This is a genomic window from Mycobacterium pinniadriaticum (genome assembly GCF_026242045.1).
Taxonomy (GTDB): domain Bacteria; phylum Actinomycetota; class Actinomycetes; order Mycobacteriales; family Mycobacteriaceae; genus Mycobacterium; species Mycobacterium pinniadriaticum.
The window spans coordinates 135,804-159,401 of the sequence record NZ_JAPJDO010000011.1 but is presented as its reverse complement, the minus strand read 5'-3'; the positions used below and the strand labels follow the sequence as shown (position 1 = coordinate 159,401).

The window sequence follows — 23,598 nt, the reverse complement described above, 5'->3', positions numbered from 1 at the left end:
GCTAGTGACTGTGCGAATCACCATCCTTGGTTGCTCCGGCAGCGTTGTCGGACCTGATTCGCCGGCGTCCGGTTACCTGTTGACCGCACCCGACACGCCCCCGCTCGTTCTCGATTTCGGCGGCGGGGTGCTTGGTGCGCTGCAGCGCTATGCCGACCCCAATGACGTCCACGTCCTGCTGTCGCATCTGCACGCCGACCACTGCCTGGATCTGCCGGGGTTGTTCGTGTGGCGTCGCTACCACCCGACCCCGGCCAAGGGCCGCGGGGTGATGTACGGCCCCAGTGACACCTGGAGCCGGTTGGCCGCGGCCTCGTCGCCGCTGGGCGGAGAACTCGATGACTTCTCCGACATCTTCGAGATCCACCATTGGCAGGACAACCAGCCGGTTCAATTCGGTGCGTTGACCGTGCTGCCGAGGTTGGTGACCCACCCGACCGAGTCGTTCGGCATGCGGATCACCGACCCGACGGGCACCACGCTGGTGTACAGCGGCGACACCGGTGTGTGCGAATCGCTTGTCGAGTTGGCCAGCGGCGCAGACGCCTTTTTGTGCGAGGCGTCGTGGACTCACGCGCCGGACCGTCCGCCGCATCTGCATCTGTCGGGTACCGAGGCGGGACAGATGGCCACGCGAGCCGGCGTCGGTGAATTGTTGCTGACCCATATCCCGCCATGGACCTCACGTGAGGACGTGATCAGCGAGGCCAAGGCGGAGTTCGACGGCCCGGTCCACGCAGTGGTGTGCGGGGAGACCATCGACGTCCGTCGGCACTGAGTCTGTTGCCGGCGACCGTGCGTGTCGCCACGCCGACACGCCGCCGTGGCGGGCACTCCGCGCACCCTCGACCGTTCTGATCGCTCGGACTCAGGTGTGATTGCCGAACCCCTCCTCGGGCCACTGGCCCGCATCGTCGCTCGGCTAGTGTTGCGGCGTGTCCAGACGACAAGACGGCAGGCTTGACGACGAGCTGAGGCCGGTCACCATCGCCCGAGGCTTCACCTCCCATCCGGCCGGCTCGGTGTTGATCACCTTCGGCGAGACCCGGGTGATGTGCACGGCCAGCGTCACCGAAGGCGTGCCGCGCTGGCGGAAAGGATCGGGGGAGGGCTGGCTCACCGCGGAATACGCGATGCTGCCCGGCGCCACCCACACCCGATCGGATCGCGAATCGGTGAAGGGTCGTCTCGGCGGGCGCACCCAGGAGATCAGCCGGCTGGTCGGCCGCTCGCTGCGGGCCTGCATCGATCTGGCTGCCCTCGGTGAGAACACCGTGGCGATCGACTGTGATGTGCTGCAGGCCGACGGCGGGACCAGGACCGCCGCGATCACGGGTGCCTACGTCGCGCTTGCGGATGCGGTCACGTATCTGGCCGCGGCCGGCAAGCTGTCCGATCCACGCCCGCTGTCGTGTGCCATCGCCGCCGTCAGCGTCGGCGTGGTCGACGGCCGGGTTCGGGTCGACCTTCCCTACGAGGAGGACTCGCGCGCCGAGGTGGATATGAACGTCGTCGCCACCGACACCGGAACACTCGTCGAGATCCAGGGCACCGGGGAGGGGGCGACGTTCCCGCGCTCGACGTTGGACAAGATGCTCGACGCCGCCTTGGGCGCGTGCGAGACCCTCTTCAGCGTGCAGCGTGAAGCGCTCGAATTGCCCTATCCCGGTGTGCTGCCGGAAGGCGCACCGGCGAAGAAGGCGTTCGGCTCGTAGCTATGCGACTACTCGTCGCCAGCCGTAACGCCAAGAAGCTGGCCGAACTGCGCCGCGTCCTCGACGCCGCCGGAGTGTCCGGTCTGACCCTGGTGTCGCTCGACGATGTGCCACCGTTCGACGAGGCTCCCGAAACCGGTGCCACGTTCGAGGAGAACGCCTTGGCCAAGGCGCGCGACGGGTATGCGGCCACCGGTCTGCCGACCGTCGCCGACGATTCCGGGCTCGCCGTTGCCGCCCTCAACGGAATGCCAGGTGTGCTCTCGGCGCGCTGGGCCGGTACCCACGGTGACGATGCCGCCAACAACGCATTGCTGCTATCCCAGTTGCGAAACGTGCCCGACGAACGGCGTTCGGCGGCGTTCGTGTCGGCGTGCGCGCTGGTCTTCGGCCCCGCCGACGCCGACAGTGCGGTCGCGCGTGGTGAGTGGCCCGGGGTGATCGCCCGGGAGCAGCGGGGTGCTGGCGGCTTCGGCTATGACCCGCTGTTCGTCCCGGACGGGGAGACCCGCAGCGCTGCGGAGCTGAATCCCGAGGAGAAGGATGCGGCGTCGCATCGCGGTCGCGCGCTGGCGCTGCTGATCCCGTCGTTGCGTGCGCTGTCCTGAGCATCAGCAAAATTTTTCTAGCGCATCTAATGTGTCATGATGCTCGGGTGGGTCGTCATGCGGTCCGGGCGGCGCACCCCGGTGTCCTGATCGCCGTTCTGGCGGCTGCCGGCATCAGCGTGTCGTTGATGCAGACGCTGATGATCCCGCTGATTCCCGAACTTCCGACGCTGCTGCATACCAGCGCGTCGAATGCGTCGTGGGCGATCACCGTGACGCTGCTGACGGCGGCCGTGACGACGCCGGTGTTCGGCCGACTGGGCGATATGTACGGACCCAAACCGATCCTCATGGTCTGTGCGGCCACGTTGACCGTCGGATCGTTGATCGCGGCGACGACCAGCTCGCTGCTGCCTTTCATCGTCGGCCGTGGGCTACAGGGCCTCGGCATGCCGATCATCCCGTTGGCGATCAGCGTGTTGCGCGCCGCGGTGCCGACCGACCGGGTCGGCTCGGCGATGGGTTTGATCAGCGCGTCGCTGGGTGTCGGCGGTGCGTTGGGTCTGCCGTTGTCGGCGGTGATCGCCGAGAAGTCCGATTGGCACACGCTGTTCTGGTTTGCTGCCGGACTCGGGATCTGCTCGGTGCTGCTGTTCTACTTCCTCGTGCCGCAGATCCCGGCGACCTCACACGACCGGCTCGACCCGCTCGGCACGGCATTGTTGGCGGCCGGTTTGGTGACGCTGTTGCTGCCGATATCCAAGGGCTCGACGTGGGGGTGGACCAGCACCACGACGGTGTCATTGTTGGTCACCAGTCTGGCGGTGTTCGCGGCCTTCGCGCTGTGGCAGTTCCGGGTGTCCTCGCCGATCGTCGATCTGCGCACGACACTCAAACGACCGGTTCTGACCACCAACGTGGCCTCGGTCGCGGTCGGTTTCGCGCTGTTCGCGATGTCGTTGATCGGACCGCAGATTCTCGAGCTGCCCGTCGAGACCGGGTTCGGGCTCGGCCAGTCCATGCTGCAGGCGGGTCTGTGGATGGCTCCCGGAGGTCTGGCGATGATGGTCGCCGCGCCCATCGCCGCCCGGATCGCAGCCAGGCGCGGGCCGAGGTTCACGCTCGTCGTCGGGGCGGTGACCATCGCGGGCTCGTACGTGGCGGGATCTTTCCTGCTGACCGGCCCGGCTCAGGTGATGGTGTTCAACACCTTCATCAGCTTTGGTGTCGGTTTCGCGTTCTCGTCGCTGCCGGCGTTGATCAACGCTGCGGTGCCGGTATCAGAGACGGCCGCCGCCAACGGAATCAACGCGCTGGCACGCTCCCTCGGAACGTCGATCTCCAGTGCGGTCATCGGGGCGGTGTTGTCCTCGATGACAATCTCGTTCGCCGGGCACCTGGTGCCCTCGCTAACCGGATTCCGCGTCGCACTGCTGGTGGCGGCCGGTGCCGCGGCGCTGGCGGCGGTGATCGCGATGACGCTGCCGACACCGGCCGCCGCCGCGGTCGAGGACTGGTCGCCCGAGGAACTCGAACTCGAGGGCGATCCGATCAGAGGTTGAACCGGGTCTTCAGTTCCCGGGTCTGCACCTGCTCGACGATGATGCCCAGCAGCGGGATGGTGCCGGCCAGCAGCACACCGATGGTCTTGGCGATCGGCCAGCGCACCTTCACCGCGAGGTTGGCGGTGAACAGCAGATAGATGAAGTAGACCCAGCCGTGCACGATGCCGATCCAGGTCGGCGGGTCGTCGACCTTCACGATGTACTTCACCACCATCTCGTAACACAGCGCGATCAGCCAGATACCTGTTGTCCAGGCCATCACCCGGTAGCCGTTGAGGGCTTTGCGGATCGTCTCGATCGGGACGCCCGTGGAGGCTTCGGGCGACTCGGGTGCACTCATGCGGTGGTCCTGTTCTGATCGTCTTCAGCCTTGTCGGCCCGGGCGAGCTCGGCGAGGTAGTTGTTGTATTCGCGCATTGCGGGATCCAGCTCATCGGAAGTGGTTTGGGCCGTGGGACGTTCGGGAAGCAGTCCGGCGGGAATCTCGGTGACTGATCCGGTGGCCGACGGCGGCGGTGGCGGGTCGTCCTCGTAGTGGATGAACTTGCGGTAGGCGTACACGCAGAACGCGGCGAACATCGGCCACTGCAGCGCGTAGCCGAGGTTCTGGAAAGTGCCCGACGTCGACTCGAATCGGCTCCACTGCCACCAGCCCAGGGCCAGGCAACCGCTGGCGGCGATGATCACCCCGATGATCAGCGCGAACCTGCGGCGACGGGTCGTGGACACACCACGACGGTACCCTGCCAGCGGTTATGGGTTCACCCGCGCGTGACGCTCAGCATTTCGGGCCGACGAATTCGTCCAGGCGTGCGGTGGCCGCTTTGCGGTCGATCGAGACGACGTATTTGGTCGAGCGGGTCCACGTGATGCCGAGTTTGTCGAGGGTGTCGGTGAACACTCCGAGGATGTCCTCGGAGTGGTTGGTGAAGTGATAGCGGATGCTCGTGACGCCGCGGTCGTTGGCTATGACGCGGCAGCCGTCGCTGTGGATGAGGCCCCGAATGAAATCCTCGGGCGCTTGGTCCACGAGTTCTTGCTGCCACGGCTCTAACTTGATTGGCCTTCGGTGCTTGAGGCCGGGCCGTGCTGAGGGAACAGGCATGGCCAGTGTTTCGAGTAGAGGCAGACGTTGACGCAACCTTGGGGGTGCCGACCTATCCAGGCGTGCTGTCCGGGCATCACTGCGTCGATGGCCGCGCGGCAGCTCTCGATGATGCCCGGGTATTTCTTGTCCAACGCAATTCTCAACCGCCAAGCGCGTCCGGCGTTCGATATGCAGCCGTCTCCGAGGTAGAGGCCGAGCAGATAGGCGTATGCCGTTACCGGGAGCGTGTTGAAGTCGTGTGCCGTCCCGCAGGGCGCGTCAGCAGTCGGGCGCCGACTCATTGCGGGCGACTGGTGGCGCCAGTCCTTGATCGTCGCACGGGGTATGCCCGTGCGACGAGCGATCTCGCAGTCGTTGACACCAGCGGCTATGAGCCGCTGAGCATCCGCGAACTCTTCATGCGAACGGATCGTGCCGACCTTTCTGCGCTGCGGTCGACGCTAGGGCTGCCCACCGACAGATTCGGGGCGGCGTTCGCGGTAGACTCAGCCGTCTTGCGGGCGTGGCGGAATTGGTTTACGCGATGGCTTTAGGTGCCATTGCTCGAAAGAGCATGGGGGTTCGAGTCCCCCCGCCCGCACAATTTCTAGGAACTGTCGTACGTCCGGGTTAGCGTCGGGTCACTCAAGACCGAGAACATCACGTTCGACACCACCGATCCCGAAGGCCTGGCCGCGTGGTGGGCACGTGCGCTCGACGGTGAGGTAACCCCGATCGCCCCACCCTTCTTCGTCGTCGTCAGCCGTCCTGGAGGGCCGGGCCTGGCCTTCCAACAGGTCCCCGATCCGACGCCGGGGAAGAACAAGGTGCACCTGGACTTCTCGACCGATGACGTCGAGGCAGAGGTCGCGCGACTGGTCGAGCTCGGCGCGACCGAGACGGGGCGCAACAATTTCGGTGACTTCGCCTGGGTCGTGCTGGCCGACCCCGACGGAAACGCGTTCTGCGTGGCGCCGCACACCTAGCGGTGCCCGTTCGTCCTGGTTCGGCTAACTGCTTGTAGGGCTGACCACTCAGTATTCCAAGCCGGGTCAGGAGCCCCGGCCCTGCGGGAAGTAACAGTATGAATGCCGCTGCGCTCTAACGGAATTGGCTCCGAGGCAGGGTTACGAAACCGAAACGGCGTAGTCACATCTCGACATCGAGCCGTTGTTCAGAAGCCGGCCGATCTGCTGGGCCGCTCCGGGCGCGCGACGTGAGCTTGGTGTGGATCACCATCGTGACCTGCGCCACAGGCGCTGTCGTACCGGACACAGCTAACGATAACGACAGTGCAAAGCTACTAGCTCAACTAACTTTTGAACTCTAAGGTCGGTCTCAGGTACTTGTTGGAGATCGGAGCTACGGTGATTGAGTTGGGCAAAGTCGTATACGTCGGTTTCTGCGTAATCGCGGCGCTGTGGCTCTGCCTGACGGCCGAAAGTGAATAGCACGCACCGAGAGCGAGCAGGAACATCGATGAGCGATTCCATGATGACTTCGGTCGATCTGATCCGCTACGCGATTGCCGATCAGGTGCGTGAGCTCGGCGGGGATGCTGACAAGATCGACCAGATCGCGATGTCCGCGGCGTATGCCGTGTTCATCGGCGCAGCCGCCGACGCCCTCCGGCCTCGCTAGGTCCACAGTTCGCCACGCCGGTGGCCGGATCGATTGCTTTTGGCCCGACTTTTCCGGCGCGATAGCCACCATTTCTCAACCGTGGAATTTCTCCGTTTCACTCTTGCGGGTTCGATCGAGATTCGCTGCGTCGCACGTCATTAATGAGCAGGGCTCGACGCTCGGCTCCGCGGGTATCGCCGTGGGCTCAGATCATCTCCTTGGCGGTGAGCCACCGCATGATGGGCCAGCCGGCGAACACCGGCAGCCAACAGGTCAGCACCCGGTAGAGCAGCACTGAGGGCACGCCCACTGCCGCGGGCACGCCGAAAGCGGCAAGCCCGCCGATCAGTGCCGCCTCCACCGCGCCGACACCGCCGGGCGTCGGCGCCGCCGACGCGAGAGTGCCGCCGACCATCGTCACAATCGTGACGGTGACGAAGTTGGTGTCGCCGCCGAAAGCTTCGATACTGGCCCATAGCACCAGCGCTAGGCCCAGTGTGGTTGTGGCGCAACCTAATACGATAATCGCCAACCGCTTGGGCTCGCGGATGAGATCGAGCAGCTCGCCGCCGACCTCCTGGACCCTGGGGCGCACGGACGTGCCGAGCCATCGGCGCGCGCGCGGCACCAACAGGAATGTGCCGAGCATGCCGAGCGTGACGCCGCCGACCAGGTACAGCAACGTGGTGCTCGGCACGAAATGGGACAGGTCCGCGGTGGCCCCGGCGGCGACGCTGAAAAAGATCAGCAGGGTCACATGGGTGATCACCTGTACGGACTGTTGCAGCGCGACAGCCGCGGTGGCCCGCAGCGCGCCGAGCCCGCCCTTCTGCAGGAACCGTGTGCTCAGCGCCAGGCCGCCGACACCCGCCGGGGTGGTGGTGGCGGCGAAGGTGTTGGCGAACTGCATGATGAGCAGGTTGCCGAAGCTGACGAGCCCGGAAGCGCACGCCCACAACGCCGCCGCCGCACCGACGTAGGTCAGCGCTGACACCGCCAGCCCCAGCAGCGCCCACCACCAGTTCGCGCTGCGCAGCTCGGTGAAGAAGGTGGGCACCGTGCTGATGAACGGATAGGCGACATAGACCAGGGCGACCAGCAGGACCAACTGGATCACCTGCTTGCGCGTGAACCGGGTGATGGTCTCGGACTTGATCTCGTCGGCCCCGGTCTGCCGCTTGACCTCGTCCCGGGCGGCAGCCATCACGGACTTGGGATCGTTGACCGACTTGCGGATTCGGGCCGGCACCGCGGCCCTGATCAGCCGCGGCGACGCAGTGAGGACGGTCTCCTTGCCCAGCGTGTCGACGGCGGCGCGCACCGCCAATTCGGCCCCGAACCGATCGGCCGTCGTCACGAGCAGCTGCGCGATATCGGACTGCAGCTGTTCGTCGGTCGCTCCGTACTCGGAGTTGCCGAAACCGCCGAACATCACCTTGCCGGCATCGATCGTCATCTCTTTGAACCGCAGATCACCATGGGCGATCTGGTGCTGGTGCAGCACACCGAGCGAACCCCAGATCGCGGTCACCGACGTCTTGTCGGCTGTGCTGCCGAGCGGGGCGCCGACCGGCGGGGTGTGTGCATACAGTGTCCAACTGCGCTCCAACGCCGCGACCGCCATCGTGGTGGTGTTGGACACCCCGAGGTCACCGACCGCGATCGTCATCAGTGCCCGATGTTCGACGGCGCGGCGCATCGACGCCTGCAGGGGAGCGGTCTCGGTGTCGCGCAGAATCAGCCATCGCCAGAACTGGCGCAGTGCACCGCCGCTGCGCTGATTGGGCCCGTACATCTCGACGACCGCTCGCGTGCCGGCGTCATCGGCGGCCACCAACTCCAACGGCCCGGCGCCGGCCGGGCGGACCACCGTCAGCGAGGTGACCAGAAATCCCCGCCGAGACAGCGCGCGCACCGCCCCGTCGAGCGGGACTTCGAGGCCCGGCGTGCCCACCACCCAGACGGTCAGCGCGCCGACGAACCAGCCGACCGCAAGTCCGAGCAGCGATCGGGCCGGGACGACGGCACTGACGACCAGATGAATCGGCACGAACGCCAGCAGCAGCGTCCACCACCAGCGGCGCCAGCGTGACGGCAGCCACGGCCCGGAGACGGTCAGGACGGCGGCGAGCATCGCGATCCAGCGGGGATCGTCGAGGAACTGCGACAGGGTGGTCGACAGCCGTTCCGAGAGATCGAAATGCCAGCGTGGTGCGGCGATACCGTTGCCGGTGATGGACAGGGAGAACACGGCGAGGAACCCGGCCGCCGCGTAGGCCGCGAACAGCTTCCACTGCCGCGCGGCGATCAGCCCGATCAGGATGACGAACGGCAGCGCCAGGATCGCGACACCGTAGGCCAGGTACACCAGGTTGGACTGGGTGGGTGTCAGCACGCCGACGATCCGCGACACCGATTTCTCCAGCCCGACCCAGTCATTGCGGGTGATCAGCGAGCTGGTGATGATGACGGCCAGCACGACGGTCGCCACACCGAGGCGCACGATGTCGTTGGTCCGGTGGGTCAGCGGGAGCAGCACGTCGCCGGAAACGGCAACCTCGCGCCCGTCAACTCGCATCGGGAAAACCTATCCCGAGTTGTCGCGGAGAAGTCTCATTGACCGGTCTCGATGTGGTTGTCGGGCTTCTGACGCCCAGCGGCTCAGAGAAAGCCTGCGTAGCCGAGCAGGGCGGCCGCGCCCACCACGATCAGCGGGTTGGTCTTGGTCCGCACGAAGATCAGGGTCGCGACACCGGTGATCAGATAGGCCCGCCAGTCGTGGTCGGCGGCCCGGCTCATCACCAGTGAGGTGGCCAGGATCAGCCCCACGGTCAGCGGAGCGAAACCCTTCTCCACGGCGACGCGCAGCTTGGACTTTTGGGCCTTCTGCCATGACACGGTGATCAGGTACATCAAGGTCGCTGCGGGCACCACCATCGCCACGGTGGCGAGCACGCCGCCGACGATGCCGCCGATGACGCCCGCGACGCCCAACCCGGCCGCGTAGCCGACGAGCGTCACGATGAGGATGCTCGGCCCCGGTGCGGATTGTGAGATCGAGAAGATGTCGGCGAACTGGGAATTCGTCAACCAGTGGTGTTCGGTGACGGCCTGCAGGTGCATGTCGGGTAGCACGGTGTTACCGCCACCGATCGACAGCAGTGACAGCGAGCCGAACATGCCGATGAGCACGAGGAAGGTTTTCATGCCTCGGCACGCTTCCTGCGGGGCCACGCCCAGATCAGGCTCAGCGGTGCCAGGATCGCCAGCGTCTGCAGCAGCCCCCAGCGCAGCAGGCCGTTGAGCACGAAGGCGGCCAGGAAGAAGGCGATCGGCATCACGCCGGTGAGGCACTTCTTGCCGGTCTGGATCACCATCGACAGAGTCAGCGCCACCGCGGCGGCCGACGCGCCGTGCAGGGCTCCCTTGACGGCGGGCACTTCCTTGAAGGTGAAGTAGACGAAGCCGAGCACGAGGATGATCGTCACGGGCATCAGGCACAGACCGATCAATGCGGCGATCGCTCCAGCGAGGCCCTTCATCTTGGATCCGACGAAGACCGCCAGGTTGACCTGATTGGCACCGGGCACGATCCGGCACATCGTCATGGCGGACAGGAACTCTTCCTCGCCCATCCACTCCTTCTCGACGACGACGACTTCCCGCGACCACGCCGACAGCCCACCGCCGAACGACGCCAGCGCGATGTGGTTGAACGTGCGGGCGATCTCCAGCAAGGAGACCTTCTGCAGGGTCGGCCCCGGCTCACTCATGGACTAGGTCTTTGTCATGGGGGAAGTCGTCCTCGACGGGACGGTTCTGTTCCAGCGGGTCCGGCGGCTCGTAGTGGTTGGACAGCTGCCAATCACTTTTGAAGACCTCTTTGAGTCGCGTCACGACAGTGGGGTCGTCGGTGGTGATGCCGAGCTCGCGGCGTAGGTCGAAAGCACTGCGGTCGATGTTCATCGATCCGACCAGAACCTGCTTGCCGTCGACGATCAACAGCTTGGCATGCACCCTGAGGTTCTTCTGCTTGCGTACCTCGACGCCGAACCGGCGCAGCGTCCGCAGTGAGGCGAACGTATCGAGGATGTCCCATTCGCTGATACCGTGCCTACCCCCGCACAAGACCCGCACCCTAACCCCGCGGTGGGCGGCGGCCGCGATGTGGTCGAGGATGACGGCGTCGACGTACTTCGGGTGCTGGATGTACAGCTTGTGCTCGGCGGTGTCGATGAACCGCGCCATGTGGTAGCGGGAATTGGAGTTGCTCCACAGCAGACCTTCATATCTGGGCGGTGTGAAGTCGCGGTGCTCCCAGTCGGCGTCGAACACATCGATGATCTGCGCCACGTGCAAGGGGTCGTGGGTGATGATCCCGTAGTCGCGGGTGAGCGTGAAGTACTTGGTCATCAGGTTGTAAGTGGCGACCATCGCCGCGTTCTCGTCGACAACGATCGACTTCTCATGCGTCACATAGAATTTGGGACTCGACCATCTGACATCGATGCCGGCGTCCCTGAACGCCTCGTAGCTCTCGTCGTTAGCCCGGTCGCCCCCCGAGCGCTGCGGATTCAGCATGATGCGCACGTCGACGCCGGCCTTCTTGCGGTCGATCGTGGCCTCCATCAAGCTGGGCTCGGTGAAGGTGAATTGCTTTATCAGAAGCGATCTTTGCGCGCTCATGATGAATTCGTGGACTGGGTCCAAACCGTCGTCTGGTTCGACGATCACGCACGGGGCGTTAGCGGGCATAAGTTTCGGATGCTAGCACCAGGAAGCCCCTGGCACTTTGCCGTTGGATCAACGTTCGGTTGATCTTCGCCGGGGCTATCGCGGCGGCTGGGGCGGGGTGTGTCCAAGGCCGGGCGGGAGATACGTGCCGGGCCCGGGCGCGGTGCCGGGCAGTGGTTGGCCGAGCTGTTCGTCGGGAACCTGGCCCAGTAGCGCGCCGGTGAGGTCGCCGCCCTGATACATCTCGTGTAACCGTCGCAGAAAGGCCAGCCGGCCGGTGCTCGGGTCGGCTGGCGACGGGCCCATGCCGACGTCGGCGACTCCCCGTCCGGGGGCGGCCGGCTCGACGTTCTGCGGGAGCAGGTATTGACCGGCGAAGGCCCGGAGGTCGGGCGCGGTGACGGTGGTTGGCTCGCCCGGCGCCGAGGGCACCGCGTTCTGGCCAAGCAGCAGCCCGGGTGCATACCCGGCCAGATCCGGTATTCCCAACGGGCCGACCGCTTCGGCGCCGTTCTGACCCAGGGCGGTACCGATGCTCGACGGCGGTGAGATCGGTTCGACCGGCGCAGCGGAGTCGGCCAGGGCGGGTGCCGAATAGGCCACGGCAACCCCGAATGCCAGGGCCGTGAGCGTGCCGACCGTCAGGCAGCGACCCCGTTCGGCCATTCTGGCGTCTCCTTCGACTCGACCTCGTCACACCGTAGTACGTGAGGGCGAGCCTTGTTGGCCGGTCCGCGGAGTGCGGCTCATCCCGGCGGCGGGATGACCCCGGCCGGGTCGGGCAGGAACTGTTCTGGTCCTGCCGGGATGTTGGTGCCGGGTGGCGGGGCGGTACCGGGGAGCGGATCGCCGAGCTGGTCGCCCGGCATCCGGCCCAACGCGCCGTGCAGCAGCGCGTGCACACCCTTCATCGCGTCGACGCGGGCGAACGGGCCGGGCGGGGTGCCCTCGGTCAACAGATAGGGCGACTCCAGGTCGGGCGTCGGCATCCGGTAGTTCTGCGGCAGCAACAGCTCGACTGGGGCCAGCGGATCGCTGGGCGGGGGTGCCGACAGACCGAACACCATGTTCGGGTCGGACAGCGTGTCGGCGATCGTTGTCAACAGCTGGTTCTTGGTCTCCGAGGACAGCGCGTACGGCGATTCCGGTGCCGGTGCCGCCGGGGGTGGCGGCAGCGCCTGCGCGTCGGCGGCCGGCACGGGGACGGGCTCGGGCAGCACCGGACCCGGATCGGCGGTCGCGGTGGCCGTTTCGGCCAGCGCGGCCAGCCCGAGTCCGGCTAGTGCCGCAGCTACGGTCAGCGAAGTGCGCAGGGCGCCAACGGGATAGCGTGCCATGTCGATCAGAACACCTTGGTGACGCCGTAATACGCGACGATGTCGTCGTCGTCGTCGGTCGAACTGGTCAGCACCGCATACGAACGCAGCGATGACGCCCCGACGCAGTTGTCCACCTTGACGTGGATATCGCGGAGGGTGATCCGCGCCCACGTTCCTTTGAACGACTTCTTGTCGACCGCGACGTTGGTGATGGTGCCGGGCCGTGGCTCCACTTCGACCTGCCCGGTGATCGGAAAGGAGATGGTGCCCGGCGCGCCGATGCCGCTTTGGCCGATGTTGGTGGAGCTGATGCTGACACCGCCCTGGCCGTTCAGCTTGACCTTGTCCATCTCGATGCCGCAACCGATCTGGTAGCCGACCTCCAATGTCCCGCCCGCCACCGATCCCGTCGTGTTGCCGAAGAAGGTGCCTCCCACCAGCCAGTCGCGTGAGGACAGGGACGTCGTCAGTGGCGCCACCGGCAGCTGCGTCTCGTCCTTGGCGGCCACCGTCAGCGTCCGGCCGTCCGGGGTTTTCGCTACGCCGGGCACCTCGGACGGGACGACGCCGTTGTCAAGCGGCGGGGCGGAGTCGGCGACCTCGGCCAGCGGTGCCGCGGCTGGGTCCGCCGGTGGCGGCGGATCGGCGGAGGGGTCGGCCAGCGCGACCGGCGCATTGCCCGCCGCGATGACCAAGGACGTCACTGCCACCGTGGCGAGCCGATGCAACATATCGTGTCGATGCCTCTCTCGAGAAGGCCGCTGTTCGACGGGGAGCGCGACCGCTGGGCAGGACGTGTCGGGCCGATTCACTACACGGCCTTCGTCACGCCGAGGTAGGTCACCACGTCGTCGGTGTTGTCAGTCGAGCTGGTGAAGGTGGCATAGGACCGGATGAACGATTGACCGGCACATCCGTCGATCTTGACCCGAAAACCGGTGATCGACACGCGAGACTTGGTGCCCTTGAACGACTTCTTGCCGATCGGCACGATGTTCACCGTCCCGGGCTTGAGGTCGATCTTGATCTGCTGGGTCACCGACGGGGAGATGAAGACCGGGAGGATGGTGCCGGAGACGAAGGGGATCCCCAGCCCCGGCGTGATGCCCGCAGACGTTATCGATTCGATGTCGTCCTGGATGATGCCGCAACCGATCTGATATCCGGCCTCCAGGGTGCCGCCGGCCAACTTGGTGGTGCCCGATCCCGACACCTCCCCGACGAAGGTGCCGTCCACCAGGTACTCGCGGGACCAGGGGGAGTTAGTCAGCGAAGCCACCGGCTCGATGGATTCGCCGCTGGCCCCCACCGACAGTTTCCAGCCGTCCGGGGTGGTCAGATTGCCCGCCGTTCCGGACGGAAGGGGGGCGTTCGGCGGGGGCAGCGGGGGTGCGGCGTCGGCGGCCGCGACGACGTCCGGGTCGGCGGGCGGGTCGGCAAGGCACTGGGGGGCCGTCCCGGTGGCGATCAGCAGGCATACGCCGAGCGGGACGGCAATCCGAGGCAACATGGCCGACAGCCTCTCTGTGTATGGGTTTGGGATCTGATCGTGACGCCTTCGCGATGTTTCGGTTTGCAGGTTTCGTACCGGCAAACGGATGACCAACTCCAGTCGCCTGTTTGCGGTCCAACGTGGATCGGCCGACGCCAGGCGCCCGCCGGCCCGCGGCTCGCCCGGTAGTGTCGGCCCGGTCGATCCGGTAGCCGAAGATCGAGGAGACATTCGTTGAGCCGCTCACACCCCTGCGCCAGGCGGTTTGGAGTGGTCGTGCTGGCGGCGCTGCCCATCATCGCCGCCACGCCGGTCGCATGGGCCAATCCGGCCGAACCCGACGTAACCGACCCCTCGGCGCCGACCGCGCCCGACCAAGGTCCGGCGCCCGCCGCCCTAGCGGCAGATCCCGCCGCCTCGAGCAGCGTAGTTTCAGACGCTTGCCGGCAGTTCGGTTCGGCCCTCGACCTCGCCGCGTCGAACTACGAGGATTTCGCCTATGCCACCGCTGGCAACGGGAACAGCGTCGACTATCAGAACCCGGAGGTCTGGCGATCCAATGTCATCGGCCGAACCGCCTTGCGGGAGGCCGCGCACGCTGCGCTGACCGCGTCGCGGAGCCCGGGGCTACCGCCGGACGTGGCTGACTCCATGCAGACCTGGTCGTTGCACGCGACCAAGCTGCTTCTGATCATGGGGCTGCGCGGTGGTGGCGACTCACTCAACTCGGCGGCAAGCGACCTGAACACCGACGCGCGGAACGCACAGATGGCCTGTGCGCTCGAAGGGGCGAATTGACGCCCGGCGTCACGAACGCCAAGCGCAGCCCCCTCGGCGCCGGACGCGCCCAGGGGGGTGCACTATGTCTAGCCCGGCGCTCAGCCGCCGGCGCCGCCCGCACCGCCCTTGCCGGGGATACCGCCCAGCGAAGCGCCGCCGAGATGTCCGGGCGCGCCGGGATTCACGCCGCCTTTTCCGCCGCGGCCGCCGTCGCCGCCGTCGCCGCCGATCAGGACGCTCGTCCCGCCGGTGCCGCCGGTGCCGCCGGTCCCGCCGGTGCCCGCTACGGGGCCGTCGCCGCCGTCGCCGGCCGTGGCGCCCTTGCCGCCCTCGAGGCCGCCGAACTGGCCGTGACCGCCGTTCCCCCCGTTGCCGCCCTTCGTGGTGCCGGACCCGCCTTTGCCCCCGTGGCCACCGGAGCCGCCTCGGGTGCCCGCGAGTCCGCCGTGGCCGCCGTGGCCGCCCGCACCGCCTGCGCCGTCGGCTGACGCGCCGCCGGCACCACCGGTACCCCCGTTTCCGCCGCTTACCAATATCCCGCCGGTGCCGCCGTTGCCGCCGTCGCCCCCGGCGCCGCCGTCGCCGGCACTCCCGGCGCCGCCCGCACCGCCGGCACCGCCGTCGGCACCCGTGCCGCCAACCAGACCGCCCCCGCCGCCGTTGCCGCCGTCGCCCCCGTCGCCGCCTGTGGATCCGCTGCCGCCCGGTCCGCCGTCACCGCCGGTGCCTCCGGGTTCCGAACCCCATAGTCCACCGGACCCGCCGTCACCGCCGTTTCCACCCGCACCGCCGGGTCCGGTCGGGTTGTCGTAGCCGGCGCCACCTTGTCCACCGGTGTGGGTTTTCTGTCCGGGGTCGAGCAGCGGCATCAGGGCCGAGTGGCCGGCGTCGCCGCCGTTGCCGCCGGCGCCGTTGTTGACGCCGGTCACGTTGTCTCCCCCGTTGCCTGCCCCGCCACCGGTGCCGGAGAAGAGCCCGGCGTTGCCGCCGTTGCCGCCGTCGCCGCCGTCGATACCGTCACCGCCGTGGCCGCCGCCGGCCCGGAAGGGCGTTCCCTCCTGGTCGGTGCCACCGAACAGGCCGCCGCGGCCCCCGTTGCCGCCGTCGCCGTTGTTGACGCCGGTGATGTTGTCACCGCCGTCGCCACCGTGACCGTAGAGGAAGGCGTCGCCGCCGCTTCCGCCGTTGTAGCCGTTGCCCCCGTCACCGATGAGCAGGCCGGCCCGACCACCCTGACATGCCGCACCACTCTGGCAGTAGGTCGACTTGTCGACATCGACCTCGCTGAAGCTGTAGCCGTCGCCGATCAGCAGGCCGGCGTTCGGGTTGTCGGCGGTGCCGTTGCCGACGAAGATCCTGATGAAGTCGGTGATCGGGTTGGCCGTAGCCGATGCGAACACGCCCGTCGCGGTCGCCGAGGCGGTCCCCGACACCGAGCTGAGGTTGTCGCAGCCGGCCGAGCCGAGCGGGCATTCGACCGACGTCAACGCAAAGACGGGACTGGCCACGGGTTTGGGCGCGTTGGTACCGGCGAGCAAAACTCCCGCGCCAACCATCGCCGCCCCCGCGACACCCGCCGTGACGAAGGCAGGTGCGGCGACGCGTGGTGACTTCTTGCGATGTTCGGCCACGGGTGAATCCCTTCGCGAAGTTCCTGCCGGTGAGTCCGGCAAATTTGCGTTGCGAACCGAATCCAAGGAGATGAGCGTTTCCCGCGACTTGCAGCCATCCGGCCCTGCACCGAACATCAGCCAAACGCCGGATGAACTCGAGTTTGCCCGGAATCTGCGAGCGTGACCGCGGTTACCGGCAGAGCTCGGCGATCCGGCTGTTCGCGGTTTCGGCGTCGCGAAGCCGGGTGGATTGGGTCGGGTCGCTGTTGGGTACTCCGGCCAACGCGTTCATCGAAATGTCCTGCAGCCCAGCCGCAAACGTGCGAATCGCGTCGGCCAGGTCCGCCGGCGTTCCGGGATTCAGGTGGGCCAGCAGGTAGGTTGCACCGCCGGACATGGCCAGTCGGGCGTTCGCTGCCACGCCCTGCACCTCGGTGCCCGCGTTGGCGTGGGTCTGCAACGACACCGCCGAACTCACCGTCCGGTAGGCGTCGCAGGCGTTGGTCTTGGCGTCGCCGCCCTGCGGTGCGTTGGCGGGTGAGGCGACCGGCGGTGCAGGCCGCAGCAAGGCCCAGCCAGCCGCGGCCCCGGCGATCAGCGAGATCACCAGCGCGGCGAGGGCGATCCAGCGCCACGCACCCGCTTGGCCGGCGGGTGTTTGATTCGACGCGTCGTTGGCCTCCGGCATGACGACGATAGTAATCACGCGCCCCAGCAATCCCTCAGGGGCGTAGTCTGGCTGTGGAAAGGCTGTGAGGTGATGATGACGTGGATCGGGCAAGTCGTCGCGGGCGCGATGCTGGCGACGGGGTTGTTCGTCGCCGCGCCGGTCTCGGCTCAGAGCTGCCCGCCTGGACACGTCAACAACGAGTACACCGGCCAGTGCTATCTGCAAGGAAGTGCCCCCACCATCAACGGTGTTCCGTGCGTGGCGAGCAATCTTGGTCTGTGCCAATCGTTTAGGCAGAACCAGCAGCCGCCGAAACGCCCCTACACCTCGATCGGGTGAATTGATCCCGCTGAGTTAGGCTGGGGCGCAGGGATTTCTGCGGCTACGTCCGCGTCAGGACCTTCGTTATCAACCGCTGCATCCAGTTGGGGCTCACCTGTGACATAGCGGCGAGCACGCTGGTTTGGCGGCCGACGGGGTAGTGCACCTTGGTCAGCCGACGGCGGCGGTGGGTGGCCGCGTAAACGGCGGCGGCCACGTCCTCGGGTGAAAGGTTGACACCCAGCGACTTGGTGCTGCCGGTCTCCACTCCATCGGTCATGGCGGTCTTGACGAACAGCGGCCACATCGCCAGGACTCTGATGTCGTAGCGCCGCCATTCCAGTTCGAGCGCCTCCGTCAACGCGCGAAGTGCGAACTTGGTGGCCGAGTAGGTGGCGAGCTCCGGTTGACCGTAGAGCGCCGAGGCCGAGCACATGTTGACGACCTGTGCGTGTGCGGTATCGCGCAGGTAGGGGAACGCCGCGTGCAGTCCTGCCAGCGCACCGTAGAAGTTGATGTCGATCATCTGGCGGTGTACCGGCAGCGGGACGTCGGAGAACGCGCCGGCAGTCAGTACGCCGGCGTTGTTCACCAGGATGTCGAGTTTTCCTGCCGCGCCGGTGAATTCGCGCAGCCGTGCGGACCAGGCGGCGGCGTCGGTGACATCGAGCGCGCCGATCGTCACGTCGCCGCCGCGCTCGCTGATCTCGTCGCGCAGCACACCCAGTCCATCGAGGTCGACGTCGTAGGCGCCGACGCGATAGCCCTGGCGGGCGAAGTTCAGGGCGGTGGCCCGGCCGATACCCGCAGCGGCTCCGGTGATGAAGACGCCAGGACCACTCACGTCACACGACCTTCAGCTTCGGCGTTCCGACCGCCGGCTCGGCCGCGATGCGGTCGTTGGCCGCGGCCATCGCCGTGTCGACCCGCACAGCGGCCGTCTGACATGCCGATGTGGCCTTGCGGCCCAGGCCGTCGAGGTCGTCGGCGGCGTTGCGCAGGTACGCGGTGAGCGTGACGCGCAGCCGTTCACCGGTGCGCGCGATGCGGTTGCGGAACCGGTCGTCGAGCGTCACGGTGAGGTAGGGCAGTTCGAGCTTGATCATGGTGCGCCTCCAGAACCTTCTCAGTCGAATGTAGACGCTCTGCTCGCCGATGCCGAGACACGCACGGCCGTGGGTCCGCGCACGGCGTAGTTGGTGCCGAAGTCGACGGGTGCTTGGACCTGCCAGTCCGGCAGTGCGTCGAGGAGCTGCTCGAGGAAGATCTGGGCTTCCAAACGGGCGAGGTTCATGCCCAGGCAGCTGTGCAATCCGAAGGCGAAGCCGAGGTGGGACAGTTTGGGGCGGGATACGTCGAATTGATCGGCGTGCTCCCACCGGCTGGGATCGCGGTTGGCCGCACCCAGAAGCAACGTGATGCGCGCGCCGGCCGGGATGGCGACCCCGGCCACGGTGACGTCATCGGCGATCACATCGCGGAACACCGAGTGGGTGATCGTTTCGTATCGGTGCACTTCCTCGACCGCTGCGGCAATCAGCGATCGGTCCTCGCGCACGGCTCGGCGCTGCTCGGGATCCTCACCCAGTGTCACGACGATCTGGGCGAGCAGTTTGGCGGTCGTCTCGTTGCCGGCGAATACCAGTTGGGTGTTGCCGGCGACCACTTCCTGCTCGGTCATGTGGTTGCGTGCGTACTGGTGGCGAACCATCGCCGCGATCAAACCCGGCTCGTCCGCCGCGGAATGCCGGAGCCGGGTTATTTCCTCGCGCAGGTAGGCGTTGAGTTCGGCGGTCGCCCGCTGTCCGGCGGCGATCAGATCCTGGCCACGTTGCCCGGGATTCGTGTACCCCTCCGCGGAGGCGCCCATGGCATCGCTCCATGCCGAGAACTGGTCGACCATCGTCGCCTCGATGCCGAGCATGCGTGCGATCACCTCGGTGGGGATGCCGCGGGTCAGCTCGGAGACGATCTCGACCGTGTCGCCGTCGCGCAGTCGCGCCAGCACCGGCTCGAGACGACGGCCGATGATGTCGGCGATCATCGGTCGCAAGCCGGCCAGGTCCTTGGCCCGGAAGTCGTGCGACCAGATCGCCCGGATCCGGTCGTGGTGCGGGCCGTCGTAGAACTCCATGGTGGGCCCGCCGAAGACGCCCGCCTGCTCGGCTTGCCCCTTCTCCGACCCGAACCGTTCGGTATCGGTGAGGATCATCTTGGCCGGCGCGAAGTCGCTGACCATCCAGCGGTTCACCCGCTCGTTGAAAACGACCCCGCCGCGGGCCCGGATCTCCTCGTAGCGCGCCCACGGCAGCCGGACGAAAGCCGGGTCGGAGGTGTCGAACGCGAGCAGCGGGGGGCTGAGCGCGGTCATCGGGCAGATGGTCCCTGCATTGACAACATTGTGCAATTCTGTAACGCGTGACTGCTGACTTCAAGGACCTCGGCGCCGAACTGTCCAACTGGGGCCGGTGGGGTCCCGACGACCAGCTCGGCACCCTGAACCTGATCGGTCCGCACCACGTGCGGGCTGCCGCCGCCGAGGTCGCGAGCGGTCGGGTCTTCCAGCTCAGCATCGCGGTCGGCAAGGACGGTCCGCAGAGCGGACTCGGTGGCCGGCTCAACCCGGTGCACCTGATGTCGATGCAACCGCAGGACTGGGATCCGCACGGGCTGCAGGTGTCCGACGACTGGATCATCATGCCCCTGCAGTCGGGCACCCAATGGGATGGCCTGTCCCACATCGGCTATGACGGCAAGTTGTACAACGGCTATTCCGTCGACGATGTCAGCACCCGCTTCGGGGCGCGCCGGCTGGCCGTCGATGCGATGACCGACCGGATCGTCGGTCGCGGTGTGCTGCTCGATATCGCCAGGCTGCACGGCGTCGACTGGCTCCAGTCCGGAACGCCGATCACCTCGGCGGATCTGGAGGACGCCGAACGGGCTCAGGGCGTCACCGTGGGGGAGGCCGATTTCCTCCTGGTCCGGACCGGTTGGCGGAATCGCTTTCTGGCCGAGGGGCGCGACGGCTGGATGGCCGGGGAGCCGGGCCTGGATCTGGACTGTGCTGGCTGGCTGCACCGGCGCGGGGTGGCCGCGGTCGGTTCCGACAATTGGGGGGTCGAGGTCATGCCCAGTGGGATCGCCGGAGCGATCATGCCGTTGCACTGTGTGCTGATCCGCGACATGGGGATGCCGCTGGCCGAAATCCTCGACCTCGAGGCCCTGGCTGAGGACTGCGTCGCCGACGGGCGGTGGAGTTTTCTGTTCGTCGCGCCCCCGCTGCACATCAGCAACGCCGTCGGGTCGCCGACCACGCCGATCGCGATCAAATGAGTCCGGCTTTCCAGTATCGGCTCCGAACCAGGCAACCGCTGGTCTGTGTCGAGGACTACCGGCAGGCGGCGCTGCGTGCGTTACCCAAGATGGTGTGGGCCTACCTCGACGGCGGTGCCGAGGACGAACGGACCGTGCGGGCCAACCGGGATGCATTCTCGAAATGGGCTTTGCGGCAACGTGTTCTGGCTGGCAATGCGGGAGTAGATGCGTCGGCGACGCTCAATGGCGAGCGGCTGGCTATGCCGGTGGTGCTGGCGCCCACCGGGCTGGCGGGCCTCGCGCACTGGTCCGGGGAACTCGGCGCCGCCCGCGCGGCGGAGCGTGCCGGAACCCGGTTGATCCTGAGCACAGCGTCGTCGTATTCGATCGAGGAAGTGGCCGCGGGGACCGAAGCCGATCACTGGTTCCAGCTCTACCCGTGGGGTGACCGGGTCGTGCCGGGTTCGTCGTTCATGGATTCGATGCTCGACCGGGCGCGCGACGCCGGCTATCGGACGGCGGTCGTCACCGTCGATGTTCCGGCGCAGGGCAACCGAATCGGCGAGCGACGCACCGGCATGGGTCATCCGCCGATCCTCACCCCGCGCCGGATCGCCGACGCGGCGATCCGGCCGCGATGGTGGTACGGGCTGTTGCGATACCGCCGGATGACGATGCGCAGCATCACCGACACCCGCGGCGCGGCCGGGGCCGTGGAATCGGTGGCCCTGCACAGCAGGCAGATCCGTCCGGACATCAGCTGGCGCGATGTGGCGTCCTTGCGGGACAGCTGGGATGGTCCGTTCCTGGTCAAGGGCATTCTCGATCCCGCCGACGCGGTCCGTGCGGTCGATGAGGTGGGCGCCACCGGCGTGGTCGTCTCCAATCACGGTGGGCGTCAGCTCAATGCCGCCACCGCATCACTGGACGCGCTGCCGGCTATCGCCGACGCGGTCGGAGACCGGGCGACGGTACTGCTCGACGGAGGAATCCGTTGCGGCACTGACGTTGTCACCGCGCTGGCGCTGGGTGCCGACGCGGTGATGATCGGGCGGCCCTTCCTCTACGGCCTCGCTGTCGCCGGTTCCGCCGGGGTCGGTGCCGTCCTGGACATCCTGGGGGCCGAGATCAGACAGACGCTGCTGTTGATGGGTGTCGCGACCGTGCGGGACCTGAACCGCGACCACGTTTTCTTGTGATTTCGGCGCGAAAACCGCCGCTGAGCGAACGAAAACGCGCCGAAATCGCAGGCGGCTAGGGCCGCACGCCGATCGTCTTCATGTTGAGGTACTCCCGGTAGCCCTCGTCACCGTTGCGGTGCCCCAGCCCGCTCTGCTTGGTGCCGCCGAACGGGCTGGTGATACCGAAGAAGGAATGGCCGTTGGTGGTGACGCTGCCGGTACGCAGGCGAAGGGCGATATTCAGCGCGCGTTCGTCATCGCCGCTGGTGACATCGCCGGAGAGTCCGTAGATGGTGTTGTTGGCGATCGCGATGGCCTCGTCGTCAGTGTCGTACGGGGTCACGGTGATCACCGGCCCGAAGATCTCGGTCTGGGCGATCTCCGACGTGGGGTCGACGTCGGACAGCAGGGTCGGCTGCACGTAGTAGCCGGTCGGCAGGTTCTCCGGAATGCCGCCCCCGGTGACGAGGGTGGCGCCGTCGGCGATGCCGGACTGGATCAGGCCCAGCGTCTTCTCGCGCTGGGCGGCACTGATCTGGGGCCCCTGCATGATGCCGGGAGTCCACGGGTCGCCGACCGGGAAATTCTCCATCATGGTCTTGAGCATCTCGATGCCTTCGGCATAGCGGCTGCGCGGTAACAGCAGTCGGCTCGACAAGATGCAACTCTGGCCGGACATGACGCAGGCGAACATCGCTGCCATCGGCAGGCAGGTATTGAAATCGGCGTCGTCGCAAACGATGTGGGTCGACTTGCCGCCGAGCTCGAGCAAGGTCTTCTTCACTGTCGGTGCGGCGGCGGCCAAGATCGCCCGGCCGGTCGCGGTGGAGCCGGTGAAAGTGATCATGTCCACCCGCGGGTCGGCCGACAGGGCCGCGCCGACCTCGTTGGCGTTGGAGGTGACGACATTGAATACACCGGCAGGGATGTCGGTCTTCTCGGCGACAATCCGGCCGAGTTCGGTGCCCGACCACGGGGTGAGTTGCGCCGGCTTGAGTACCACGGTGTTGCCGGCCATCAGCGCGGGGACCGTCTCGGCGATATTGAGGTAGAACGGGACGTTCCACGGCGTGATCGCGCCGACGACACCGACCGGGTCGTATTGGATCTTGCGGCGCGCCGGGCCGAGCTGGGTTTCGTGGATCCCGGTGTCGACCAGGTAATCGAAGTTGCGGCCGTGCTCGGCCCAGTGCCGGACCTCGGCGATCGGGCTCTCGATCTGGGAGCCGCTGACCGAGACCGGGCACCCGACCTCGGTGATGACGATGCGCCGCAGCCGTTCCTGCTCGGCGGTCAGCGCCTCGTGCAGCTGGCCCAGGCAGTGGTAGCGGAACTCGAGGTCGCGGGACCAGTCGGTGGTGTCGAACGCCCGCCGCGCCGCGGCCGTCGCCCGCTCGATGTCGGTGACGGTGCCGTCGGTGGCCTGGCCGACCACTTCCTCGGAGGCGGGATGGACGACGTCGAACGCCGCCCCAGAGTCGGTGAAACGAAGCTCCCCATCGATGAGCATCCGCTGCTCGCCGGCCAGCACACCCGTGTCAGCGTCGACATTGGTCATTGCATTTACCCCTGTTGCCGTGGAAATCTGTCACTCGAAATACGAGAACCTGATTCTCACACGAGAGGAACCGC

The 23,598-nt window shown here is 67.0% G+C and carries 27 protein-coding genes and 1 tRNA gene; 11 read left to right on the top strand and 17 right to left on the bottom strand.

Translation table 11 applies throughout. The features are described 5' to 3' along the window. Nucleotides 1–4 precede the first annotated feature (4 nt). The 4 genes from ORI27_RS15375 (at nt 5) to ORI27_RS15360 (ending at nt 3,825) form a co-directional block, all read left to right on the top strand. Complete coding sequence (locus tag ORI27_RS15375) at nt 5–778, top strand: cyclic nucleotide-degrading phosphodiesterase (protein WP_265997619.1); 774 nt, start codon at nt 5–7, stop codon at nt 776–778. A gap of 157 nt (nt 779–935) precedes the next feature. Further along, on the top strand, nt 936–1,715 hold the full coding sequence (gene rph, locus ORI27_RS15370; RefSeq protein WP_265997621.1) for a ribonuclease PH: 780 nt from the start codon (nt 936–938) through the stop codon (nt 1,713–1,715). A 2-nt stretch (nt 1,716–1,717) separates the two neighbouring features. After that, on the top strand, nt 1,718–2,323 hold the full coding sequence (gene rdgB / locus ORI27_RS15365; RefSeq protein ID WP_265997622.1) for an RdgB/HAM1 family non-canonical purine NTP pyrophosphatase: 606 nt from the start codon (nt 1,718–1,720) through the stop codon (nt 2,321–2,323). Nucleotides 2,324–2,370: 47 nt separating this feature from the next. Then, nucleotides 2,371–3,825, top strand: a complete 1,455-nt coding sequence (locus tag ORI27_RS15360) for an MFS transporter (RefSeq protein ID WP_266073987.1) — start codon at nt 2,371–2,373, stop codon at nt 3,823–3,825. Here ORI27_RS15360 and ORI27_RS15355 read toward each other — a convergent pair. The 3 genes from ORI27_RS15355 to ORI27_RS15345 are packed head-to-tail and all read right to left on the bottom strand — an operon-like array spanning nt 3,815 to nt 4,858. After that, on the bottom strand, nt 3,815–4,168 hold the full coding sequence (locus ORI27_RS15355) for a DUF3817 domain-containing protein (RefSeq protein WP_265997624.1): 354 nt from the start codon (nt 4,166–4,168) through the stop codon (nt 3,815–3,817). The genes ORI27_RS15360 and ORI27_RS15355 overlap by 11 nt on opposite strands. Further along, a complete protein-coding gene (locus tag ORI27_RS15350; protein WP_265997625.1) occupies nt 4,165–4,557 on the bottom strand; it encodes a hypothetical protein in 393 nt (130 codons plus the stop codon). The genes ORI27_RS15355 and ORI27_RS15350 overlap by 4 nt, the downstream gene beginning before the upstream one ends. A 49-nt stretch (nt 4,558–4,606) precedes the next feature. Beyond that, complete coding sequence (locus ORI27_RS15345; RefSeq protein WP_265997626.1) at nt 4,607–4,858, bottom strand: LAGLIDADG family homing endonuclease; 252 nt, start codon at nt 4,856–4,858, stop codon at nt 4,607–4,609. Between the two features lie 574 nt (nt 4,859–5,432). Between ORI27_RS15345 and ORI27_RS15340 the strand changes: the two genes are divergently transcribed. From ORI27_RS15340 to ORI27_RS15330, 3 genes are all read left to right on the top strand, one after another. Beyond that, nucleotides 5,433–5,516: transfer RNA gene (locus tag ORI27_RS15340), tRNA-Leu, on the top strand. A 13-nt stretch (nt 5,517–5,529) separates the two neighbouring features. Continuing rightward, nucleotides 5,530–5,901, top strand: a complete 372-nt coding sequence (locus ORI27_RS15335; RefSeq protein ID WP_265997792.1) for a VOC family protein — start codon at nt 5,530–5,532, stop codon at nt 5,899–5,901. 493 nt (nt 5,902–6,394) lie between these two features. Then, a complete protein-coding gene (locus ORI27_RS15330) occupies nt 6,395–6,556 on the top strand; it encodes a hypothetical protein (protein WP_265997628.1) in 162 nt (53 codons plus the stop codon). 187 nt (nt 6,557–6,743) lie between these two features. Here the strand turns inward: ORI27_RS15330 and ORI27_RS15325 are convergent, their stop codons facing one another. The 8 genes from ORI27_RS15325 to ORI27_RS15290 form a co-directional block, all read right to left on the bottom strand. Then, nucleotides 6,744–9,116, bottom strand: coding sequence for a lysylphosphatidylglycerol synthase transmembrane domain-containing protein (locus ORI27_RS15325; RefSeq protein WP_265997629.1), 2,373 nt, complete (start codon nt 9,114–9,116; stop codon nt 6,744–6,746). A gap of 83 nt (nt 9,117–9,199) precedes the next feature. After that, nucleotides 9,200–9,745, bottom strand: a complete 546-nt coding sequence (locus ORI27_RS15320) for a chromate transporter (RefSeq protein WP_265997630.1) — start codon at nt 9,743–9,745, stop codon at nt 9,200–9,202. Beyond that, a complete protein-coding gene (locus ORI27_RS15315; RefSeq protein WP_265997631.1) occupies nt 9,742–10,311 on the bottom strand; it encodes a chromate transporter in 570 nt (189 codons plus the stop codon). Before ORI27_RS15315 ends, ORI27_RS15320 begins: the two co-directional genes overlap by 4 nt. Continuing rightward, nucleotides 10,304–11,293: a phospholipase D-like domain-containing protein gene (locus ORI27_RS15310; protein ID WP_265997632.1), complete on the bottom strand. Its 990-nt coding sequence runs from the start codon at nt 11,291–11,293 to the stop codon at nt 10,304–10,306. The genes ORI27_RS15315 and ORI27_RS15310 overlap by 8 nt, the downstream gene beginning before the upstream one ends. 75 nt (nt 11,294–11,368) lie before the next feature. After that, a complete protein-coding gene (locus ORI27_RS15305; protein WP_265997633.1) occupies nt 11,369–11,938 on the bottom strand; it encodes a hypothetical protein in 570 nt (189 codons plus the stop codon). 80 nt (nt 11,939–12,018) lie between these two features. Next, the gene (locus ORI27_RS15300; RefSeq protein WP_265997634.1) at nt 12,019–12,609 is read right to left on the bottom strand and encodes a hypothetical protein; all 591 of its coding nucleotides are present in this window, start codon (nt 12,607–12,609) and stop codon (nt 12,019–12,021) included. A 5-nt stretch (nt 12,610–12,614) separates the two neighbouring features. After that, on the bottom strand, nt 12,615–13,322 hold the full coding sequence (locus ORI27_RS15295) for an MspA family porin (RefSeq protein WP_265997635.1): 708 nt from the start codon (nt 13,320–13,322) through the stop codon (nt 12,615–12,617). A gap of 80 nt (nt 13,323–13,402) precedes the next feature. Then, entirely contained in the window at nt 13,403–14,101 is a 699-nt protein-coding gene (locus ORI27_RS15290) for an MspA family porin (RefSeq protein WP_265997636.1), read from the bottom strand. Nucleotides 14,102–14,359: 258 nt separating this feature from the next. Between ORI27_RS15290 and ORI27_RS15285 the strand changes: the two genes are divergently transcribed. After that, nucleotides 14,360–14,881, top strand: coding sequence for a hypothetical protein (locus ORI27_RS15285; protein ID WP_265997637.1), 522 nt, complete (start codon nt 14,360–14,362; stop codon nt 14,879–14,881). A gap of 80 nt (nt 14,882–14,961) precedes the next feature. Here ORI27_RS15285 and ORI27_RS15280 read toward each other — a convergent pair whose 3' ends face one another. Continuing rightward, the gene (locus tag ORI27_RS15280) at nt 14,962–16,494 is read right to left on the bottom strand and encodes a hypothetical protein (protein ID WP_265997638.1); all 1,533 of its coding nucleotides are present in this window, start codon (nt 16,492–16,494) and stop codon (nt 14,962–14,964) included. Between the two features lie 172 nt (nt 16,495–16,666). Continuing rightward, nucleotides 16,667–17,164, bottom strand: a complete 498-nt coding sequence (locus ORI27_RS15275) for a hypothetical protein (RefSeq protein ID WP_265997639.1) — start codon at nt 17,162–17,164, stop codon at nt 16,667–16,669. 69 nt (nt 17,165–17,233) lie between these two features. On the opposite strand from ORI27_RS15275, the gene ORI27_RS15270 reads away from it, so the two are divergent. Beyond that, nucleotides 17,234–17,485: a hypothetical protein gene (locus ORI27_RS15270; protein WP_410174321.1), complete on the top strand. Its 252-nt coding sequence runs from the start codon at nt 17,234–17,236 to the stop codon at nt 17,483–17,485. Between the two features lie 43 nt (nt 17,486–17,528). Here the strand turns inward: ORI27_RS15270 and ORI27_RS15265 are convergent, their stop codons facing one another. The 3 genes from ORI27_RS15265 to ORI27_RS15255 are packed head-to-tail and all read right to left on the bottom strand — an operon-like array spanning nt 17,529 to nt 19,838. Next, nucleotides 17,529–18,311: an SDR family oxidoreductase gene (locus ORI27_RS15265; protein WP_265997642.1), complete on the bottom strand. Its 783-nt coding sequence runs from the start codon at nt 18,309–18,311 to the stop codon at nt 17,529–17,531. 1 nt (nt 18,312) lies between these two features. Further along, nucleotides 18,313–18,573, bottom strand: coding sequence for a hypothetical protein (locus ORI27_RS15260; RefSeq protein WP_265997643.1), 261 nt, complete (start codon nt 18,571–18,573; stop codon nt 18,313–18,315). Nucleotides 18,574–18,593: 20 nt separating this feature from the next. After that, on the bottom strand, nt 18,594–19,838 hold the full coding sequence (locus tag ORI27_RS15255; RefSeq protein ID WP_265997644.1) for a cytochrome P450: 1,245 nt from the start codon (nt 19,836–19,838) through the stop codon (nt 18,594–18,596). 47 nt (nt 19,839–19,885) lie between these two features. Here ORI27_RS15255 and ORI27_RS15250 point away from each other — a divergent pair, with 47 nt between their 5' ends. Beyond that, complete coding sequence (locus ORI27_RS15250) at nt 19,886–20,803, top strand: cyclase family protein (RefSeq protein WP_265997645.1); 918 nt, start codon at nt 19,886–19,888, stop codon at nt 20,801–20,803. Next, nucleotides 20,800–21,984, top strand: a complete 1,185-nt coding sequence (locus ORI27_RS15245; protein ID WP_265997646.1) for an alpha-hydroxy acid oxidase — start codon at nt 20,800–20,802, stop codon at nt 21,982–21,984. The genes ORI27_RS15250 and ORI27_RS15245 overlap by 4 nt, the downstream gene beginning before the upstream one ends. Nucleotides 21,985–22,039: 55 nt before the next feature. Here the strand turns inward: ORI27_RS15245 and ORI27_RS15240 are convergent, their stop codons facing one another. Then, complete coding sequence (locus tag ORI27_RS15240; protein WP_265997647.1) at nt 22,040–23,524, bottom strand: aldehyde dehydrogenase family protein; 1,485 nt, start codon at nt 23,522–23,524, stop codon at nt 22,040–22,042. Nucleotides 23,525–23,598: the final 74 nt, after the last annotated feature.

Bases quoted from the DNA above. Each gene is read 5' to 3' on its own strand.
- ORI27_RS15355 (WP_265997624.1), bottom strand. From the start codon at position 4,168: ATGAGTGCACCCGAGTCGCCCGAAGCCTCCACGGGCGTCCCGATCGAG.
- rdgB (WP_265997622.1), top strand. From the start codon at position 1,718: ATGCGACTACTCGTCGCCAGCCGTAACGCCAAGAAGCTGGCCGAACTG.
- ORI27_RS15295 (WP_265997635.1), bottom strand. From the start codon at position 13,322: ATGTTGCATCGGCTCGCCACGGTGGCAGTGACGTCCTTGGTCATCGCG.
- ORI27_RS15315 (WP_265997631.1), bottom strand. From the start codon at position 10,311: ATGAGTGAGCCGGGGCCGACCCTGCAGAAGGTCTCCTTGCTGGAGATC.
- ORI27_RS15260 (WP_265997643.1), bottom strand. From the start codon at position 18,573: ATGATCAAGCTCGAACTGCCCTACCTCACCGTGACGCTCGACGACCGG.
- ORI27_RS15245 (WP_265997646.1), top strand. From the start codon at position 20,800: ATGAGTCCGGCTTTCCAGTATCGGCTCCGAACCAGGCAACCGCTGGTC.
- ORI27_RS15310 (WP_265997632.1), bottom strand. From the start codon at position 11,293: ATGCCCGCTAACGCCCCGTGCGTGATCGTCGAACCAGACGACGGTTTG.
- ORI27_RS15240 (WP_265997647.1), bottom strand. From the start codon at position 23,524: ATGACCAATGTCGACGCTGACACGGGTGTGCTGGCCGGCGAGCAGCGG.
- ORI27_RS15305 (WP_265997633.1), bottom strand. From the start codon at position 11,938: ATGGCCGAACGGGGTCGCTGCCTGACGGTCGGCACGCTCACGGCCCTG.
- ORI27_RS15330 (WP_265997628.1), top strand. From the start codon at position 6,395: ATGAGCGATTCCATGATGACTTCGGTCGATCTGATCCGCTACGCGATT.
- ORI27_RS15300 (WP_265997634.1), bottom strand. From the start codon at position 12,609: ATGGCACGCTATCCCGTTGGCGCCCTGCGCACTTCGCTGACCGTAGCT.
- ORI27_RS15320 (WP_265997630.1), bottom strand. From the start codon at position 9,745: ATGAAAACCTTCCTCGTGCTCATCGGCATGTTCGGCTCGCTGTCACTG.
- ORI27_RS15255 (WP_265997644.1), bottom strand. From the start codon at position 19,838: ATGACCGCGCTCAGCCCCCCGCTGCTCGCGTTCGACACCTCCGACCCG.
- ORI27_RS15275 (WP_265997639.1), bottom strand. From the start codon at position 17,164: ATGCCGGAGGCCAACGACGCGTCGAATCAAACACCCGCCGGCCAAGCG.
- ORI27_RS15290 (WP_265997636.1), bottom strand. From the start codon at position 14,101: ATGTTGCCTCGGATTGCCGTCCCGCTCGGCGTATGCCTGCTGATCGCC.
- ORI27_RS15325 (WP_265997629.1), bottom strand. From the start codon at position 9,116: ATGCGAGTTGACGGGCGCGAGGTTGCCGTTTCCGGCGACGTGCTGCTC.